Genomic DNA, 16,328 nt, shown 5'->3' with positions numbered 1-16,328 from the left:
CCTCTAGCTTGTCGCGAGCCGCGCGACGGTGTCGATCAGCAGCGCAATGTCGGTCTCGCGCGACAGGCGGTGGTCGCCGCCCTTGACCAGCGTCACCTGTACATCCGCGCTCGCGAGCGCCGCGGAAAGGCGAAGGCTGATGTCGGACGGCACATCGCCATCCTTTTCGCCATGCAGCAGGCGCACGGGGCAGGTGAGGGGAATCTCGGTATCGAGCAGACGGTTCGCTTCGCCCGACTGGAAGAAGCCGCGCGTCGTCATATAGGGCTGGTCGCTGTACGGCGTCTCCTCGACCAGCGCGCCTTCGGCAAGGATGATCGCTTTGTCGGCGTCGCTGAAACCCCAGTCGGTGAAATCGGGCGCCGCGGCGATGCCGACGAGCCCCGCAACGCGGCCCGCTCCGTCGCGCTGCACCAGCGCCAATGCGGTGAGCAGCATCAGCCATCCGCCCATCGACGATCCGACGATGACGACGGGGCCCTCCGCTTTCGCATCGATCAGGTCGAGCACGTCGCCGCGCCAGTCGAGCAAATTCTGGTCGGCGAACAATCCGCCCGACAGCCCGCACCCGGCGTAATCGAGCAGCAGGCACGCATGGCCCTCGGCCGCTGCCCAGTCGAACAGCGCGGTCGCCTTGCCGCCCGCCATGTCGGACATATAGCCCGGCAGGAAGACGATCGTCGGACCGGTGCCCGGCGTATGGCGATAGGCGAGCCGCGGGCGGCCCGAACGGTCGAGATAATCAGCTGCGGCGTCCACCGGGATCAGATGACCCAGTCGATCGTGCTCATCTGCATCACGGCCTGCCCCTTGGCGCGCCGCTTTTCGACCATGATATGGTTGAGCCGCTGGATCGTGTCGCTGCCCGTGGTGATGCACCAGCCCGGGACGACAGCGTGAACGAGCGCGCACAGGCCGCCATAGATCATCGTCACGCCGAATTTCGACGCGACGCCGAAATGCTCGATGTAATTTTCATCGACGCTCTTGGGGTGGTCGACGAACAGGCGCTTGAACATGGGGAGGCTCCTTTGCGGCTGGACGGGCCCTAGACGCGGATGGTGAGTCCCGCAAGGGCGGCGGGAGGTGTTCAGCCGATCAGCCGACTCGGCCAGCCGACACGCACCAGCGTCTCGTCGGGATCGGACAGCGCGAATTCATACATGCCCCATGGTTTGTGCGTTGGCGCCTTTTCGCGTTCGAGGATCGCATCGCGCACGCGCTCGGCCAGCTCTGCGACGCGTTCGGTGTAGAGATACAGGCCGAACGGATTCTGCCCCGGCACCAGCCATCCTTCGGGCGATTCATTCGTCAGGTGAAGCTGCCAGCCCTTGCCGTCTTCGAGCAGGCGATAGCTGCCATAGTCGCCGACGACCGACAGGCCGAGCTTTTCATAGAAGGCAGTGCTGGCATCGAGGTCGGTGCACGGCAGGATCGCCGCGATGCTGTGGGGCGGGGTGTCGGTCATGCCGGCAGTCTATGCCCGCCGCTCCGGTGACGCCAGCGCCAGTTGACGAGATGCGCGGCGGCAAGCGTCAGCGCGCCGACCGACGTCAGCAGACGGTCGGCGGCCTCGGGATCGGCGGCGGCGATCCACCCCTCGTGCGCCGCCAGGCCGAGCGCGAGCAGACCCAGCCCCGTGGCCGCGAGGACCGCGGGCGCCAAGCGCCGATGCCGCCGCCATCCGTCGCGCATCGCGATCATGGCAGCGGGCAAGGCCAGCAGCAGGATCGCCGCATGAATCCCCTCGGGCAGCGCGATCCAGCGGCTGAGCGCGGGGGCCAGCAGAAGAAGCAAAGGCAGCGCGAGGCAATGGATCAGGCAAGTGAAGGACAGGGCAAGCCCCGTCAGGTCGGCAAGGCGCGGGCGCGCGGCGGGGAGGCACATGGGGCTTCTTTCGCGGGAGGGGCTCGCCGTGCAGATAATGATACATTATCTCATTGCAAGGCTTGTTGTGAATCCGCCCCTTGCCGCCCATATCGCATGCTGGCAAAGGGGCGCCGCACTTTTGCGCAAGAAAGGCCAGTTTTTCGATGTCTCAGATGATCCGCGTCACCCTTCCCGATGGCTCTGCCCGTGAAGTCGTGCGCGGCACCACCGCGGCGCAGATTGCCGCGGACATCGGACCCGGCCTTGCCAAGGCCGCGCTCGCGGCAAAGATCGACGGCGAGCTGCGCGACATCATGCGCCCGCTCGACGAAGACACGAACCTGTCGCTGGTGACGAGCCGCGACGAGGCCGATGCGCTCGAACTCTTTCGCCATGACTATGCGCATGTCCTTGCCGAGGCGGTGCAGAACCTGTTTCCCGGCACGCAGATCACCTTCGGCCCGTCGACGGGTGATGGCTTTTACTACGACTTCGCGCCGACCGCCGAACATGGCCCGTTTCGCGACGACGAACTGCCGCTGATCGAGGAGGAGATGCGCAAGATCATCGCCGCCGACCTGCCGCTGACGCGCGAAGTGTGGGAGCGCGACAAGCTCATCGCCAAATGGGCGGCCGAGGGCGAGAGCTTCAAGGCCGAATGGGCCGCCGAACTGCCGCAGGGCGAGGAACTCACCGTCTATCGCAGCGGTGATGGCTGGATGGATATGTGCCGCGGCCCGCACCTCGCCTCGACGGGCAAGCTCGACCCCGCTGCCTTCAAACTCACGAGGGTTTCGGGCGCTTACTGGCGCGGCGACCAGAAGAATGCGCAGCTGTCGCGCATCTACGGCACCGGCTGGCTCAACAAGAAGCAGCTCGCCGAACATCTCGTCCGGCTGGAGGAGGCCGCGAAGCGCGACCACCGCAAGATCGGCCGCGAGATGGACCTGTTCCACCTGCAGGAAGAGGCGCACGGCAGCGTCTTCTGGCATCCCAAGGGTTACCGCATCTACCGCGAGCTTGAGGCTTATATGCGCCGCGCGATCGACGGTTCGGGCTATCAGGAGGTCAAGACGCCGCAGGTGATGGACGCCAAGCAGTGGGAGCAGTCGGGCCACTGGGGCAAATATCGCGAAAATATGTTCGTCATCCCCGACGAGGTCCCGAACATCGAGGACGAGGGTCCGATCGTCTCCGACGGCGCCGAGTGGATGGCGCTCAAGCCGATGAACTGCCCCGCGCATGTGCTGATCTTCCGTCAGGGCATGAAAAGCTATCGCGACCTGCCGCTGCGCATGGCCGAAATGGGCTGCTGCCACCGCAACGAGCCGCATGGCGCGCTCCACGGCATCATGCGCGTGCGCCAGTTCACGCAGGACGACGGTCATATCTTCTGCCGCGAGGACCAGATCGTCGATGAAGTGCGCGATTTCTGCGCACTGCTCGACCGCGTCTACAAGCAGCTCGGCTTCGAAAAATATGCGGTGAAGCTCGCGCTGCGCCCCGACATGCGCTTCGGCACCGAAGACATGTGGGACAAGGCCGAGGCCGAGCTTCGCGAAGCCGTCGCGCGCGCGGGCATGGCCAGCGACGATTATGGCTGGGAAGAGCTGCCGGGCGAGGGCGCCTTCTATGCGCCCAAGCTCGAATTCCACCTGACCGACGCGATCGGCCGCACCTGGCAGTGCGGGACGATCCAGTCCGACCGCGTGATGCCCGAGCGCCTCGACGCGAGCTATATCGGCGAGGATGGCGAGCGCCACCGCCCGGTGATGCTCCACCGCGCGATCCTCGGCACTTACGAGCGCTTCATCGGCATTTTGATCGAACATTTCGCCGGCCGCTTCCCGACCTGGCTCGCGCCGGTGCAGGCGGTGGTCGCGACGATCGTCAGCGACGCCGACGATTATGCCAAGGATGCGTTGGCGCAGCTTGTCGCGGCGGGCATCCGCGCCGAAAGCGACGTCCGCAACGAGAAGATCAACTACAAGGTCCGCGAACACAGCCTCGCGAAGGTCCCCTACCTGCTCGTGGTCGGCAATCGCGAGGCCGAGGAAGGTACCGTCGCGATCCGCACGCTCGGGCAGGACGGCCAGCGCATCATGCCGCTCGCCGAGGCGATCGCGATGCTGAAGGGTGAGGCGACCCCGCCGGACCTGCGCGATTGAGCACGCGGCCGCGACGGCGTTGGCAGCGGTGGGTAGCGCTCGCCGCGTTGCTCGCCCTGGCCTTGCTCGGCAAGGGCTATTGGAACGCGACGCGCGATCCGATCGTCCGCACGGCGACAGTCGCGGTCGCCGGCTGGCCCGCGGGGCAAAGGCCGCTCAAGATCCTGCTGCTCTCGGACACGCATGTCGCCGGCCCCGACATGCCGCCCGAGCGGCTGGCCCGCATCGTCGACGAGCTTAACCGGCTGAAGCCCGATCTCGTGCTGATCGCCGGCGACCTCGTCAGCGAAAAGCGCCTTGCGACGCATATCTACACCGCCGCCGAAGTCGTCGCGCCGCTCGGCAAGCTGCGGGCGCCGCTGGGCGTTGTCGTCTCGCCGGGCAATCACGACCATTGGTTCGAGCCCGATGCCCTGCGCGGCGCGCTGGAAAAACAGGGCCTTCGTGTCCTCCGGAACGAAGCCGTAAAGCTAGGCCCGTTGATCATCGGCGGGGTCGATGACGATTTTTCGGGCCACGACGATGTGCCGAAGACGCTCGGGGCGATGGGCGCGCTCGGTCAAGGCGTGCCGCTGATCGTCTCGCACAGCCCTGACATCGTTCCCGACGTGAATCGTCCCGTGGCCGCGATCTTCGCGGGTCACACCCATTGCGGCCAGATCCGCCTCCCACTCTTCGGCGCGATCAGTTATGTCTCGCGCTACGGCGACCGCTTCGCGTGCGGCGACATTTCGGACGGCGACCAGCGGCTGTTCGTCGGCGCGGGTCTCGGCACCAGCCTTGCGCCGCTGCGCTACCTGACGCCGCCCGACGTCTGGCTCGTCACCCTCGGACCCAGTGCGAAGCGATGACCGCGCGCGACCAGATTGCCAGCATCGGCCGGCATGCCGCCGGCGACTGCCTGCCGCGCCATCGTCATGCCCGCGGCTATGTCGCGCTCGTTCTGGGCGGCGAATATGAGGAGGCGGGCGATCAGGGACGCCTTGCCGCCAGCGCGGGAACGGTCGTGGTCCATGGCGATTGGACCGCGCACCGCGATCATTTCGGCGCGCGCGGCGCGCAGATACTCAACCTTGCGCTGCCTTCGGGGCTGCTTCCGGGGCCGGGGCATATCGCCGATCCCGATGCCGCTGTGCGCCTCGCCGAGCGCGATCCTCGTGCCGCCGCCGCTTATGTACGCGAGCAATTCCGCGCGGGCGCCGCGCGCCGCGACGATTGGCCCGATCTGCTTGCCGACGCGCTGGCCCTTGACCCCGGTCTCGCGCTGACGCTGTGGGCCAGGCGGATGGGGCTCGACCCCGCCTCGGTCAGCCGCGGCTTCGCGCGCGCTTATGGCGTCTCGCCCAAGCGTTTCCGGTTGGAGGTGCGGACCCGCCGGGCGCTCGCGGCGCTCGCTTCGTGGCGTGGCAGCCTTGCCGATCTCGCCGCCGATCAAGGGTTCGCCGATCAGGCGCATCTGGCGCGCTCGGTCGTCGCGCTGACCGGAATGCCACCGGTCCGTCTCCGGGCAAAGTCCGTTCAAGCCGCGTCCCCGCCATACCGCTAGAAACTGGCGGCATGGAACGCCGCCTCTTTCTCGCCGCCGCACTCGCGGGCCTCGCCGCAGCACCCCGTTCAGCCAAGGCCCAGCAACGCAAACCGTCGCGCACGCGCTGGAAGGTCCGCGCCTCGGAAGGTTTCGACGCGCTCGCCTTCCTCGGTCCGCTCGCCGGGCGCGAGCTCTATCTGCGCTTTTATCGGGCCGATGCCGACGCCTTCGCACCCCGCCTGCCTCCTGCGATCCGTACCGACATCGCGGCGCTGTGGCAGGATGCGGAGAAGGCGGGGTTCGGCCTGCTCGGGCCCGTCCTGTCGGTCCTCTTTTCGGGCAACGACGACAGCAGCCTCGCGGCGCTGATCGCGTCGGCTGCCGATCCCGAAGCGCGATTACTGTCCGCCTATCGCGCCAGCGACAATTGGAGCGAGAGCGACTGGGCGTGGTTCCTGTCGGCCGCGCCGCGGCTGAAGGCGGTGCTCGAAGCGATGCAGGCGGCAAGCTTCGCCGCCTTCCGCGCCGAACGCGCCGGCGGCCTCGATACGCGCATCGCGGGGCTGACCCGCGACCTCGCCGCTTATGACGTCATCAGCCTGCATGAAAAGCTGACGGGCCGCAGCTTCGATCCCGAGATCGAGGTTATCCTCCTGCAATTCTGCAAGCCGCACGGGATCAAGGTGCAGGGGCAGACCTTCCTGCAGGCGGCCGACTGGAACACTGCGATCACCGTGCGCAATGCCGCGCACGAAATGCTGCATCCCCCGGTGGCGATGGGCGGTCCGGCCGCAAAGGCAGCCCTTGCGGTGCTCGGAAAGGACGCGCTGATCATGCGGGTGGTTCGCGATCATGAGCCGCAATGGGGTTACACGACGCTCGACGGACTGCTCAACGAAGATTTGGCGCAAGCGCTCGACCAGTTGATCGGCGAGGCGCTGGGCGTGGGGCGTAATCCCGCCGACCGCTGGCGTCAGTCCGACGACGGTATCCACGTGCTGGCGGGCGCTTTCTACGGCATGCTCCGCGACGATAAATGGATCGAAACGGGCGGCTCGCTGGAGGAGTGGCTGGCACGCGCCGTCGAAACCGGGCGCCTCGCACCCGCGCGTTTACACGCTGTCGCTGCCCGCGTGCTCGAGCGGCCGGTGACCGGTCTCTGGCCGCTGATCAAAAGCTAGCGGCCATCGTCATCGTCGGCTACGGCCCCGCCCAGCGAGAGGGAGGGGCGGTTTGCCGGTTTCGGGAATAATATCTGGAGTTTCCGGGCGGATGGACGCTTGAACGGGATTCTCCATCTTACCGGCCTTGCGCCGCCAATCATCGCCGCCGCCGCGGGCATGACCTTCGGCGCCGCCTTCGTGCGCGGGCTCACCGGTTTCGGCATGGCGATCATCCTTGTCCCCTTGCTCGGCCTCATCATGCCGCCGGGCGAGGCGGTCGTACTCGGCATCCTGCTGCAATTGTTGATCGGCCCGGTCGGTTTCCGGCGCATCGCCGCCGGTGCCGACCGCCGCACCGCGCTCCCGATCGGCCTGCTCGCGATGCTCGCGACGCCGCTCGGCATGCTCGCGCTCAAGGCGGTCACGCCCGACGTCGCGCGGCTGCTGATCGCGATCATCGCGATCGCCGCCTTCCTCTTGATCCTGATGCCGCAGCATCCCGACGGTCACCGGCCGGGACGCACGGCGATCGGTCTGACGGGGATCGCCTCGGGCATCCTTACCGGCTTCGCCGCGATGCCCGGGCCGCCCGTCGTGCCCTTTTACCTGCGCCAGCGGATCGCGCCCGATGTCGCGCGCGCCTCGATGATGCTCGTCTTTTTCGCAACCGCCATCGCGGGGACGCTCGCCTCGCTCTGGCTCGATCTCGCGACGATGAAGCTCTTCACCCTGTCGCTGCTGCTGTTCGTGCCGATGGCGCTCGGCGACCATGTCGGCACGCGGCTGTTCGGCCGCGTGCCCGTGCCGGTATGGCGCGGCATCGTCGCGGTCGTGCTTGGCGTCGCCGGGCTGTCGGCGCTGCTCCGCCTCCTGAACTAGAGGCTGCGCAGCGCCTGCGCGGGTTTCGCTGACAGCAAGGGCCAACTCCCCGCGATCCCGATCAGGAACGACAATCCCGCGCCGCCGATCAACGTCGCGCCGACGATCAGCGGGTCGGGGGCAAAGGTGAAATCGAACAGCTGGGTCACGACATACCATGCGCCAGCAAGCCCCAGCCCGAGCGCGAGCACCGCCAATATGCCCGCCAGCACCGCATATTCCATACCCTGCGCGCCGAGTATCTGGCCACGCGTCGCACCGAGCAATTTCAGGATCACGCTGTCGTAAACGCGCCGCTCGCGGCTCGCCGCAATCGCGCCGATCAACACCGCAATGCCCGCAAGGATCGCGATGCTCGCCGCCGCCGCGATCGCCTGGCTCATTTGCGTGAGCAAGGTCGTGACCTGCGACACGACATCGCGCACCGCGATCAGCGAGGCCGATGGAAAGGCGCGCGGGATGCTGCGCGACAAGGCGACCTCGGCCTCGGGGCCGACGGCGACCGTCGCGACCATATTATGCGGCGCGGCGTCGAAGGTGCCGGGCGAAAAGACGAGCACATAGTTCAGCCCGAAATTGTCCCAGTTGACGGTGCGCAGCGACGCGACTTTCGCCTGCACCTCGACCCCCAGTACATTGACCGACAGCGTGTCGCCGATCTTGAGGCCGAGCGACGTCGCGACCTCCTGCTCGACGCTGACCAGCGGCGGTCCCTTATAGTCAGCAGCCCACCACGCGCCGCCGACGAGTTCGCTGCCGCTCGGCAGCACGGGGCTGTAGGTCAGCCCGCGGTCGCCGCGCAGCACCCACGCGCCCTCGGGCAGTTCGGCGAGTTCGTCGACGCGCTGGCCGGCAAATTCGGTGACGCTGCCGCGCAGCGCGGGGATCATGTTGATCTCGGCCTTGGGGTCGGCCGCCGTCACCATTGTCTGGAAGCGTGCGGTCTCGGTACGCGGCACGTCGAGCACGAAGAAGCTTGGCGCGCGTTGCGGCACGGTCGACCGGATTTCGGCGGTGATGCTCGTCTGGATCGCCGCCAGCGTCACGAACAAGGTGAGGCCAAGGCCCAGTGCCACAACGAGCGCACCGGTCGCGGCGCCGGGGCGGTGCAGGTTCGCGAGTGCGAGACGGAACAGTGGGCGTTTGGGCCGCGGCAGGCGGCTCGCGGTGTGACGCACCAGCCAGCCAAGCCCGACGAGGATGAGGAGCAGTCCGATCGCGGCGCCGATGAACCCCAAGGCGAACAGCGGCTCGCGCGCGGTGCCGACCGCGAGCGCGATGATCGCGGCCAGCGCCGCCGCGACCGCGACGACCGTCTGCCGGTCGATCCGCGCGGCGCCGCTCACCGTCGCGCGATAGAGGCCGGCGGCGGGAACACGCCGCGTCGCGGCAAGCGGGGGCAGGGCAAAGGCGATGGCGATGAGCAGGCCATAGGCCGCGCTGACGGCGAGCGGCAGCGGATAAATCGCAACGCCGGGTTTGACCGGCAGCACATCGCCCGCAATCGCGCCGATGATCGCGGGCGCGAGCGCACCGACGATCAGCCCGGCGACGATCGACACCGCCGCGACCGTGAGGATCTGCAATCCGAAGATACGCGCGACCGTGCCGCTGTCGGCGCCGAGCACTTTCAGCGTCGCAAGGCCGGGGCGCTTGCCCGCGAGATAGCTCGCGACGCCGTTGCCGACGCCGATCCCCGCGATTACCAGCGCGGCGAGGCCGACGAGCGACAGGAACTGCCCCATGCGCTCGATGAAGCGCCGCGTGCCCGGCGCGCCGTTGCTGCTGTCGGTAATGTCCCAACCTGCGTCGGGGAACTGCGCGGTCAGCGCCTTGCCGACCGCTTCGGGGTTCGCACTGTCGGGCAAGCGGACGCGATATTTGCTCTCGTAAAGACTGCCCGGCTGGATCAGCTGCGTCGCGGGCAGGTCGGCGAGCCCGATGATCGCAACGGGGCCGAGCGTGAAGCCCTCGCCCAGACGATCGGGCTCTTCGGCAATCACGCCATCGATCAGGAAGCTTGTCTCGCCGAACTTCACGCGTTCGCCGACCTTCAGGTCGAGCCGCGAAACAAGATCCTTGCCGATCCAGATACCGCCCGGCGGCGGCGGACCTTGGCGCGCGCCGCTTTCCAGCCGCATCGTGCCATAGAGCGGATAGGCGCCATCGACCGCCTTCAATTCGGACAGCAAAGCCTCGCCGTCGGGATCGTTCGCCATCGCGCGCAACCGCACGGTCGCCGAGGGCGTGCCGACGCGGCGGAAGCCCGCCATTTCCTCGAGGCTAGCCTCGCGCTGCGGCAGGCTGAATTCGACATCGCCGCCCAGGATCGTCTGCCCGCGCACTTCGAGTTCGGACGTAATGCCGCGCGTCAGGCTGCCGATCGCCGCGAGCGTCGCGACCCCCAGGAACAGGCAGACGGCGAGGAGGCGCAGGCCGCGGATGCGCGTCGCAAGATCACGGCGCGCGATCCGCCAGAGCGTGGCGAGAGGCAGCATCAAAATCCTCCCCACTTGTGGGGAGGGGGACCGCCCGAAGGGTGGTGGAGGGGGGCGGCGTCCTTCGGCAACGTCGGGCAAGGGCGCGAGCCCCCTCCGTCAGCGGCTCCGCCGCTGCCACCTCCCCACAAGTGGGGAGGATTTGCGTTGCCCAGCCTCACGCCCGCTCTTCGATTTTTCCGTCGTGCATCACGACCACGCGGTCGCAATGCTCGGCGAGTTCGGGATCGTGGGTGATGATGAGCAAGGTCGCGCCCAGCGCTGCACGGCGCGCGAAGATCAGTTCGATGATCGCCTGTCCGGTCGCGGTGTCGAGATTGCCCGTCGGCTCGTCGGCGAAGATGATCGCGGGCGAGCTTGCCATCGCGCGCGCGATGGCGACGCGCTGCTGCTCGCCGCCCGAAAGCTGCGCGGGATAGTGGGTGAGGCGATGCCCGAGCCCGACCGCTTCAAGTTCGGCAGCGGCGCGTCCGAAGGGATCGGCGATCCCGGCGAGTTCCAGCGGCACCGCGACATTCTCCAGCGCAGTCATTGTCGGGAGCAGGTGGAAGGCTTGGAGCACAATCCCGATCCGCCCGCGCCGGGCCCTTGCGAGATCATCCTCGTCCATCGTCGCAAAATCGAGCCCCGCGACGCGGATGCTGCCGCCATTGGCGCGTTCAAGTCCCGCGAGCACCGCCATCAGCGAGCTTTTGCCCGATCCCGACGGCCCCAGCAGCGCGACCGAGGCGCCTGCGGGAACTTCCAGGTCGACTCCGCGCAAAATTTCGACAGGGGCCTTGTCGCTTCCGAGTGTGAGCGTCACATTATGGGCGGCGATCGCCACTTCGGGCGCCAAGGCCGCTAGTGGTCGTTGGGCGTCGGGCAAGGAGAGGACCCTTTGAAATGAGAACGGCCGGATGGCGCTCTTTTTTGATATATGGTTGCGCAATTGCGCTTTGCCAACCGCTCGCGGCGTGCGGATCGGCGGAAAACCCGTCGGCTTCGACCAACGACAAGGGGACGCCGAAAGCGGTGCCCGCGATTCCGGCCGACGCGCCGCTCGTGATCGCCTTCGGTGACTCGCTGTACGCGGGCTACCAGCTCGGTCCGAAGGAAGGGCTCGCGCCGCAATTACAGGCCGCACTCGCCGCCGATGGCGTCGTCGCGCGCGTCCAGAATGCCGGGGTCTCGGGCGATACCACCGCTGCCGGGCGTCAGCGCCTGACCTATGTGCTGGACAATGCGAAGGCGAAGCCCGCTCTTGTTGTGCTCGGGCTCGGCGGCAACGACATGCTGCGCGGGATCGGCCCAGACCAAACCCGCGCCAATCTCGACGCGATGCTCGCCGAACTTCAGAAGCGCGAGATTCCGGTGCTGCTTACCGGCATGATGGCCGCGCCCAACCTCGGCAACGACTATGCGAAGAAGTTCAACCCCATCTATCCCGAACTCGCGTCGAAATATGCGGTGAGCTTCTATCCGTTCATCCTCGACAATGTCGTCACCGACAAGGCGCTGATGCTCGGCGACAATATGCATCCCAATGCCAAGGGGGTGACGGTCGTGGCCGAGGGGCTGGCGCCGCTGGTCGAACAGGCGCTGCCGAACGCGGGCTAATTGCCCCGCGGGCCGAACAATATGATCGCCGCGCCGCCGAGGCACACGGCAGCGCCGATCAGGTCCCAGCGGTCGGGCTTCGCGCCCTCGACCGCCCACAGCCAGATCAGCGCCGACACGATATAGACCCCGCCATAGGCGGCATAAGTGCGTCCCGCATGCTCGGCATCGACGAGGGTGAGCAGCCAGGCGAACAGCGCGAGCGACGCCATGCCGGGCACGATCCACCACACCGGCTTGTCCAGCCGCAGCCACGCCCAGAAGGCGAAGCAACCCGCGATTTCGGCGAGTGCCGCCCCGATATAAGCCAATGCAGTCATCGCCCCACCGTGGCGGGATCGCGGACAAAAGAAAAGGGGCGACCCGCAGGCCGCCCCTCCTTTGTCATTCGCTGTTCCGAAAGGATCAGAAAGCGAAGCCGACGCCAGCGACGAACGTGTCGAAGTCGCCGAAGTTGCTGATGAACTGGTGGCGATATTCGGCCTTGGCATAGATGTTCTGGCCCAGCTTGTGCTGGTAGCCGGCACCGACATACGGGTCGTCGATGTCGGTGAAGGTGTAACCGCCGGTCACATATGCCTTACCGGCTGTGCCAACCTTGGCGCCGATGCGGCCACCGGCCGAGAACTGGACGTCGGCGCCGTCGACGAGCACCTTGTCGGCAGCGACTTCGGCGCCAACGAATGCGGTCGAACCGAGGTCGAAATCATAACCGGCTGCGGCGCCGATCGTGCCTTCATCGATTCCGTTGCCGGTGATGAGGCCGCCGCGCACTTCGACGCGGCCTTCGCCGCCTTCGGCAGCCATGGCGGGGGTTGCAACGATGGCCGTCAGGAGAGCGGCTGCAACTGCGAATTTTTTCATTTTCTTTTCCTTCTGCTTTTAATCGGTCACGCCCTTTGGGTCGCGACGGCCCCTAAATGGGGCTCGCGGCTGTCGCTGCAATGAACGGATCGTTCAGAATGTGACAATTTTCTTACCTGTGTTATTTTTACCACACGGTATAGAATAGGTATGCAGGATCGCGCCCGCAAATATGGTAGATTTCAGCCGTTACCGAAGGGATGAAAAGACGGCGAAAGACGCCGTCAGCCGAGCGCGACCTGCTTTTCCTCGGCGATACGGTCGAGTTCGGCGCGCGTCGGCTTGGTCGCGGCGCTTTTCAGCTGGCCGCACGCGGCCATGATGTCGCGTCCGCGCGGGGTGCGCACCGGCGCCGAAATCCCGCTCTTGAAAATCAGATTGCTGAACGCGCGCACCCGCTCGGGGGTCGAACATTCGTACATCGCGCCGGGCCATGGGTTGAAGGGGATCAAATTGACCTTTGCGTGCAGGCCATATTCGCGGATCAGCCGGACCAGCTCGCGCGCATCGTCGTCGCTGTCATTCTTGTCCTTCAGCATCACATATTCGAACGTGATGCGCCGCGAATTGCCGGCACCCGGATAGTCGGCGCACGCTTTCAGCAATTCGTCGATGCCATATTTGCGGTTGAGCGGCACGATCTCGTCGCGCACTTCCTTCGATACCGCGTGGAGCGAGACCGCGAGGTTCACGCCGATCTCTTCACCCGCGCGCGCCATCATCGGCACGACGCCGCTGGTCGACAGGGTGATCCGGCGCCGCGACAGCGCGAGGCCGTCGCCGTCCATGACGATCTTGAGCGCGCCTTTGACTTCGTCGAAATTATACAAGGGCTCGCCCATGCCCATCATCACGATGTTGGTCAGGATGCGGCCGTCGGCGGTATAGTTGCCGCCTTCTTCGACGCCGTCGTCGTCCTCGGGATCAGCGCCAAAGCCCGCCATCGTCCCCTTGGGCCATTCGCCCAGCTCGTCGCGCGCCAGCATGACCTGCCCGACGATCTCGCCCGCCGCCAGATTACGGACGAGGCGCATCGTCCCGGTGTGGCAGAAACGGCAGTTCAATGTGCAGCCGACCTGGCTCGACACGCATAAGGTTCCCCGATCGGCGTCGGGGATGAAGACCATCTCATATTCCTGGCCGTCGGCGGCGGCGAGCAGCCATTTGCGCGTGCCGTCGCTCGACACCTGCGCCTCGCGCACCGTCGGGCGGCCGATGATGAAGCGGTCGGTCAGCCAGGGGCGCATCGTCTTGGCGATGTCGGTCATCGCCTCGAAATCGGTGACGCCGCGGTGATACATCCAGTGCCAGATCTGCTTGGCGCGCAGCTTCGCGGCCTTGGTATCGAGGCCCGCCTCGACCAGCACGCCGCCGATCGCGTCGCGCGTCAGCCCGATCAGGTCGATGCGGTTGCCGCCGCGCAAGGGAACGGTGCCCGTCGTGACGGGGTCGATATGGCCGGGAATCTGCATGATGGGCGGCCATATAGTGGGAAAGGGGCAAAAGCGCAATCTGTCCCCCTCCCGCAGGCGGGAGGGGCAGCGAGACTTGCCAGCTTGCTGGCTAGTCGCAGTGGGGTGGGCGTCGCGGCGGCAGGAACTCGCCTGCGGCTCGCGCCCACCCCCGACCCCTCCCACAAGCGGGAGGGGAGATATGTTACAGCGACGCCAGCATCCCCAGCACCTGCGGCACCGTCCCGTTCGCCTCGGCATTGCGCAGCGGCAGGACATTCTGCACCAGGATTTCCTCGGGCGTCGGCGTCTTGGCGAACAGCGCCATCACCTCGTCGGCAAAATCATCGAGCGGCATATAGCCCTCGCGCGTCGCCTGGCCGGGGGTCAGGTCGGTGCGCACCGCGGGCGGGGCGAGCTCGATCACCTCGACCTTGCCCGCCAGCTGGATGCGCAGGGCAACCGAGTAGCTGTGCATGGCTGCCTTGGTCGCCGAATAGGTCGGCGCCTTGGGAAAGGGCACGAACGCCAGCCCCGACGTCACATTGACGATCGCGCTGTCCGCCTGCGCCGCCAGATGATCGACCAGCGCGTCGATCAGCCGGATCGGACCGAGGATGTTGGTGACGACCGAAGCTTCGGCCTGCGCGAGGTCGCGCTTCGCGCTCGCATCCTCGGCGCTCATGATACCGGCGTTGTTGACGAGGATGTTCAGCGACGGGAAGCGCGCCACCACCGCGATGGCAAATGCCGCTATCGCATCGGGGTCGGTGACGTCGAGCGACACCGCGTGCATATTCGGACGGCCGATGGTTGCTGCCGCCAGTTTGTCGGCATTCCGCCCGGTGATGATGACGCTATTCCCCGCGTCGTGCCAGCGCTGCGCGAGCGCCAGCCCAATGCCCGAACCCCCGCCGGTGACGAGGATGGTGTTGCCTGTGGTCTTCATGATTACCTCCTTTGGGGTGGTGAGAAGGCCCAAATACGCCTATACTCTCCAAAAGAAAGAAGGCACCCGAAAGTGCCATAATTACCCAAAAGAGAGATTTGGATTTTCCGCCATGCCCGCACCTGAAAAAATTGCCTACGATCCGAATGCGCCGGTCGATCCGCGCGTCGAAACGCTCGTCAACGAACTGATCGGCCGAGTCGCCGACAAATGGACTCTACTCGTTCTTGAGGAGTTGGAGGATCACGGAACCTGCCGCTTCACCATATTGTCGCGGCGCGTTCCGGGTATCAGCCAGAAGATGCTGACGCAGACCTTGCGCGCGATGGAGCGCGATGGGCTTGTCGTGCGGACGGTTCATCCGGTCGTCCCGCCCAAGGTCGAATATTGCCTGACGGACCTTGGTCATAGCCTGGGCGAAGCCTTTTGCGGGGTGTGGGTGTGGGCGGAAGCCAATCTGGAAAAGGTGGCAAGGGCGCGGATGACGTTCGACGCGCGGGGGTAGGGCTCGGGCAAATTAGCTCTGGTGGCTAACGACCGGAAGCGGCCACGAGATCCTCCCTGTCGCGTAGCGATGGGGAGGGGGACCGCGCCCGCAGGGCGTGGTGGAGGGGCCGCGACGGCAGCGCCATTGCCCCTCCGTCAGCGCTTCGCGCTGCCACCTCCCCACGGCTGCGCCGCAGGGAGGACATTTCCCATCGTCACCCCGGACTTGATCCGGGGTCCACGACGACGGCGCCGCTGTGGATCCCGGCCTTCGCCGGGATGACGGGAGTGAGGAACGCCCGCTTCCCACCCCTAAGTCGCCGTTCTGTCACGGACCAAGCTTCGGCTTTTCGGCAGCGCGGAATCCATAAGGAAAGCCGGGACCATAATCGTGCCCGAATCATGGCCCCGGCTTTGACGGGCCCTGCAACGTGGGTCCGCCGATCAGTTGCGGATCGAGCTGACTTGGATCGGCTGGTCGCGCGAGGCATTGGCGACCACCACATCGGCCTGCGCCGACGCGAGAGCCTTTGTGTCGCGGCGGCACTGTCGCACGTCATTCTTGCCCGCGATGTCGAAATCCGGGGCGGTGCCGCACACTTCGACAACGGCGCGCCAGATGCGGCGGTCGAGCGCCTTGGTGCCGGCCTTGGTCCTGAGGTCGAGGTCTTTGTGCGCCACGGCGACGCTCGGGTTCGCAGGGGCGGCTTGCGCCGATAGGGGCTGACCGATCGATACGGCAGCGAGGGCGGCGAGGATCAGAAGCTTTTGCATCTTGAGTCTCCATCGGCCGGCTTGGGAGGAGGGGAGGAAGCCGGTGAGACACCAGATAATCGATCGGCCCAGCCAAAAGGAGCAACGATGTTGCCGCGGC

Annotated in this window: 18 protein-coding genes; 7 read left to right on the top strand and 11 right to left on the bottom strand. The window is 66.5% G+C overall.

All coding sequences use genetic code 11. The features are described from left to right. Nucleotides 1-3 precede the first annotated feature (3 nt). The 4 genes from ACREBX_RS08785 to ACREBX_RS08770 all read right to left on the bottom strand — a co-directional run bounded on the left by ACREBX_RS08785 (nt 4) and on the right by ACREBX_RS08770 (nt 1,887). The gene (locus ACREBX_RS08785) at nt 4-768 is read right to left on the bottom strand and encodes an alpha/beta fold hydrolase (protein WP_431561376.1); all 765 of its coding nucleotides are present in this window, start codon (nt 766-768) and stop codon (nt 4-6) included. Beyond that, a complete protein-coding gene (locus ACREBX_RS08780) occupies nt 765-1,019 on the bottom strand; it encodes a DUF6356 family protein (RefSeq protein WP_037511175.1) in 255 nt (84 codons plus the stop codon). Before ACREBX_RS08780 ends, ACREBX_RS08785 begins: the two co-directional genes overlap by 4 nt. A gap of 71 nt (nt 1,020-1,090) precedes the next feature. Further along, a complete protein-coding gene (locus ACREBX_RS08775) occupies nt 1,091-1,468 on the bottom strand; it encodes a VOC family protein (RefSeq protein ID WP_431561363.1) in 378 nt (125 codons plus the stop codon). Beyond that, nucleotides 1,465-1,887: a MerC family mercury resistance protein gene (locus tag ACREBX_RS08770; protein ID WP_431561362.1), complete on the bottom strand. Its 423-nt coding sequence runs from the start codon at nt 1,885-1,887 to the stop codon at nt 1,465-1,467. The genes ACREBX_RS08775 and ACREBX_RS08770 overlap by 4 nt, the downstream gene beginning before the upstream one ends. Nucleotides 1,888-2,033: 146 nt before the next feature. Between ACREBX_RS08770 and thrS the strand changes: the two genes are divergently transcribed. The 5 genes from thrS to ACREBX_RS08745 all read left to right on the top strand — a co-directional run bounded on the left by thrS (nt 2,034) and on the right by ACREBX_RS08745 (nt 7,607). Beyond that, nucleotides 2,034-4,037, top strand: a complete 2,004-nt coding sequence (gene thrS / locus ACREBX_RS08765) for a threonine--tRNA ligase (protein ID WP_431561361.1) — start codon at nt 2,034-2,036, stop codon at nt 4,035-4,037. Further along, a complete protein-coding gene (locus ACREBX_RS08760) occupies nt 4,034-4,888 on the top strand; it encodes a metallophosphoesterase (protein ID WP_431561360.1) in 855 nt (284 codons plus the stop codon). Before thrS ends, ACREBX_RS08760 begins: the two co-directional genes overlap by 4 nt. Beyond that, the gene (locus ACREBX_RS08755; RefSeq protein ID WP_431561359.1) at nt 4,885-5,583 is read left to right on the top strand and encodes a helix-turn-helix domain-containing protein; all 699 of its coding nucleotides are present in this window, start codon (nt 4,885-4,887) and stop codon (nt 5,581-5,583) included. The genes ACREBX_RS08760 and ACREBX_RS08755 overlap by 4 nt, the downstream gene beginning before the upstream one ends. Nucleotides 5,584-5,594: 11 nt before the next feature. Next, nucleotides 5,595-6,746, top strand: coding sequence for a hypothetical protein (locus ACREBX_RS08750; protein ID WP_431561377.1), 1,152 nt, complete (start codon nt 5,595-5,597; stop codon nt 6,744-6,746). A gap of 99 nt (nt 6,747-6,845) precedes the next feature. Beyond that, nucleotides 6,846-7,607: a sulfite exporter TauE/SafE family protein gene (locus ACREBX_RS08745; protein ID WP_431561358.1), complete on the top strand. Its 762-nt coding sequence runs from the start codon at nt 6,846-6,848 to the stop codon at nt 7,605-7,607. Here the strand turns inward: ACREBX_RS08745 and ACREBX_RS08740 are convergent. Next, a complete protein-coding gene (locus ACREBX_RS08740) occupies nt 7,604-10,105 on the bottom strand; it encodes an ABC transporter permease (protein ID WP_431561357.1) in 2,502 nt (833 codons plus the stop codon). The two genes, ACREBX_RS08745 and ACREBX_RS08740, sit on opposite strands and share 4 nt — an antisense overlap. A 157-nt stretch (nt 10,106-10,262) precedes the next feature. Next, nucleotides 10,263-10,931 carry an ABC transporter ATP-binding protein gene (locus ACREBX_RS08735; protein ID WP_431561356.1) on the bottom strand — a complete coding sequence of 223 codons (669 nt, stop codon included), beginning with the start codon at nt 10,929-10,931 and terminating at the stop codon, nt 10,263-10,265. A gap of 59 nt (nt 10,932-10,990) precedes the next feature. Here ACREBX_RS08735 and ACREBX_RS08730 point away from each other — a divergent pair, with 59 nt between their 5' ends. Beyond that, entirely contained in the window at nt 10,991-11,704 is a 714-nt protein-coding gene (locus ACREBX_RS08730) for an arylesterase (RefSeq protein ID WP_431561355.1), read from the top strand. Here ACREBX_RS08730 and ACREBX_RS08725 read toward each other — a convergent pair. From ACREBX_RS08725 to ACREBX_RS08710, 4 genes are all read right to left on the bottom strand, one after another. Further along, nucleotides 11,701-12,024: a YnfA family protein gene (locus ACREBX_RS08725; protein ID WP_431561354.1), complete on the bottom strand. Its 324-nt coding sequence runs from the start codon at nt 12,022-12,024 to the stop codon at nt 11,701-11,703. The two genes, ACREBX_RS08730 and ACREBX_RS08725, sit on opposite strands and share 4 nt — an antisense overlap. Before the next feature lie 85 nt (nt 12,025-12,109). After that, a complete protein-coding gene (locus tag ACREBX_RS08720) occupies nt 12,110-12,568 on the bottom strand; it encodes an outer membrane protein (protein WP_431561353.1) in 459 nt (152 codons plus the stop codon). A 224-nt stretch (nt 12,569-12,792) separates the two neighbouring features. Further along, nucleotides 12,793-14,040 (bottom strand): 23S rRNA (adenine(2503)-C(2))-methyltransferase RlmN, encoded by a 1,248-nt coding sequence (rlmN, locus tag ACREBX_RS08715; protein WP_431561352.1) that lies wholly within the window; start codon nt 14,038-14,040, stop codon nt 12,793-12,795. A gap of 184 nt (nt 14,041-14,224) precedes the next feature. Next, a complete protein-coding gene (locus ACREBX_RS08710; RefSeq protein WP_431561351.1) occupies nt 14,225-14,968 on the bottom strand; it encodes an SDR family oxidoreductase in 744 nt (247 codons plus the stop codon). 112 nt (nt 14,969-15,080) lie between these two features. Here ACREBX_RS08710 and ACREBX_RS08705 point away from each other — a divergent pair, with 112 nt between their 5' ends. After that, complete coding sequence (locus ACREBX_RS08705; RefSeq protein WP_431561350.1) at nt 15,081-15,473, top strand: winged helix-turn-helix transcriptional regulator; 393 nt, start codon at nt 15,081-15,083, stop codon at nt 15,471-15,473. Nucleotides 15,474-15,898: 425 nt separating this feature from the next. Here ACREBX_RS08705 and ACREBX_RS08700 read toward each other — a convergent pair whose 3' ends face one another. Continuing rightward, the gene (locus tag ACREBX_RS08700) at nt 15,899-16,228 is read right to left on the bottom strand and encodes a UrcA family protein (protein ID WP_431561349.1); all 330 of its coding nucleotides are present in this window, start codon (nt 16,226-16,228) and stop codon (nt 15,899-15,901) included. Nucleotides 16,229-16,328 lie beyond the last annotated feature (100 nt).

This window comes from Sphingopyxis sp., assembly GCF_050725655.1.
Lineage (GTDB): Bacteria > Pseudomonadota > Alphaproteobacteria > Sphingomonadales > Sphingomonadaceae > Sphingopyxis.
This window is presented reverse-complemented; position numbering and strand designations above follow the sequence as displayed.

Bases quoted from the DNA above. Each gene is read 5' to 3' on its own strand.
- ACREBX_RS08780 (WP_037511175.1), bottom strand. From the start codon at position 1,019: ATGTTCAAGCGCCTGTTCGTCGACCACCCCAAGAGCGTCGATGAAAAT.
- ACREBX_RS08775 (WP_431561363.1), bottom strand. From the start codon at position 1,468: ATGACCGACACCCCGCCCCACAGCATCGCGGCGATCCTGCCGTGCACC.
- ACREBX_RS08770 (WP_431561362.1), bottom strand. From the start codon at position 1,887: ATGTGCCTCCCCGCCGCGCGCCCGCGCCTTGCCGACCTGACGGGGCTT.
- thrS (WP_431561361.1), top strand. From the start codon at position 2,034: ATGTCTCAGATGATCCGCGTCACCCTTCCCGATGGCTCTGCCCGTGAA.
- ACREBX_RS08755 (WP_431561359.1), top strand. From the start codon at position 4,885: ATGACCGCGCGCGACCAGATTGCCAGCATCGGCCGGCATGCCGCCGGC.
- ACREBX_RS08750 (WP_431561377.1), top strand. From the start codon at position 5,595: ATGGAACGCCGCCTCTTTCTCGCCGCCGCACTCGCGGGCCTCGCCGCA.
- ACREBX_RS08740 (WP_431561357.1), bottom strand. From the start codon at position 10,105: ATGCTGCCTCTCGCCACGCTCTGGCGGATCGCGCGCCGTGATCTTGCG.
- ACREBX_RS08730 (WP_431561355.1), top strand. From the start codon at position 10,991: ATGAGAACGGCCGGATGGCGCTCTTTTTTGATATATGGTTGCGCAATT.
- ACREBX_RS08725 (WP_431561354.1), bottom strand. From the start codon at position 12,024: ATGACTGCATTGGCTTATATCGGGGCGGCACTCGCCGAAATCGCGGGT.
- ACREBX_RS08720 (WP_431561353.1), bottom strand. From the start codon at position 12,568: ATGAAAAAATTCGCAGTTGCAGCCGCTCTCCTGACGGCCATCGTTGCA.
- rlmN (WP_431561352.1), bottom strand. From the start codon at position 14,040: ATGCAGATTCCCGGCCATATCGACCCCGTCACGACGGGCACCGTTCCC.
- ACREBX_RS08710 (WP_431561351.1), bottom strand. From the start codon at position 14,968: ATGAAGACCACAGGCAACACCATCCTCGTCACCGGCGGGGGTTCGGGC.
- ACREBX_RS08705 (WP_431561350.1), top strand. From the start codon at position 15,081: ATGCCCGCACCTGAAAAAATTGCCTACGATCCGAATGCGCCGGTCGAT.
- ACREBX_RS08700 (WP_431561349.1), bottom strand. From the start codon at position 16,228: ATGCAAAAGCTTCTGATCCTCGCCGCCCTCGCTGCCGTATCGATCGGT.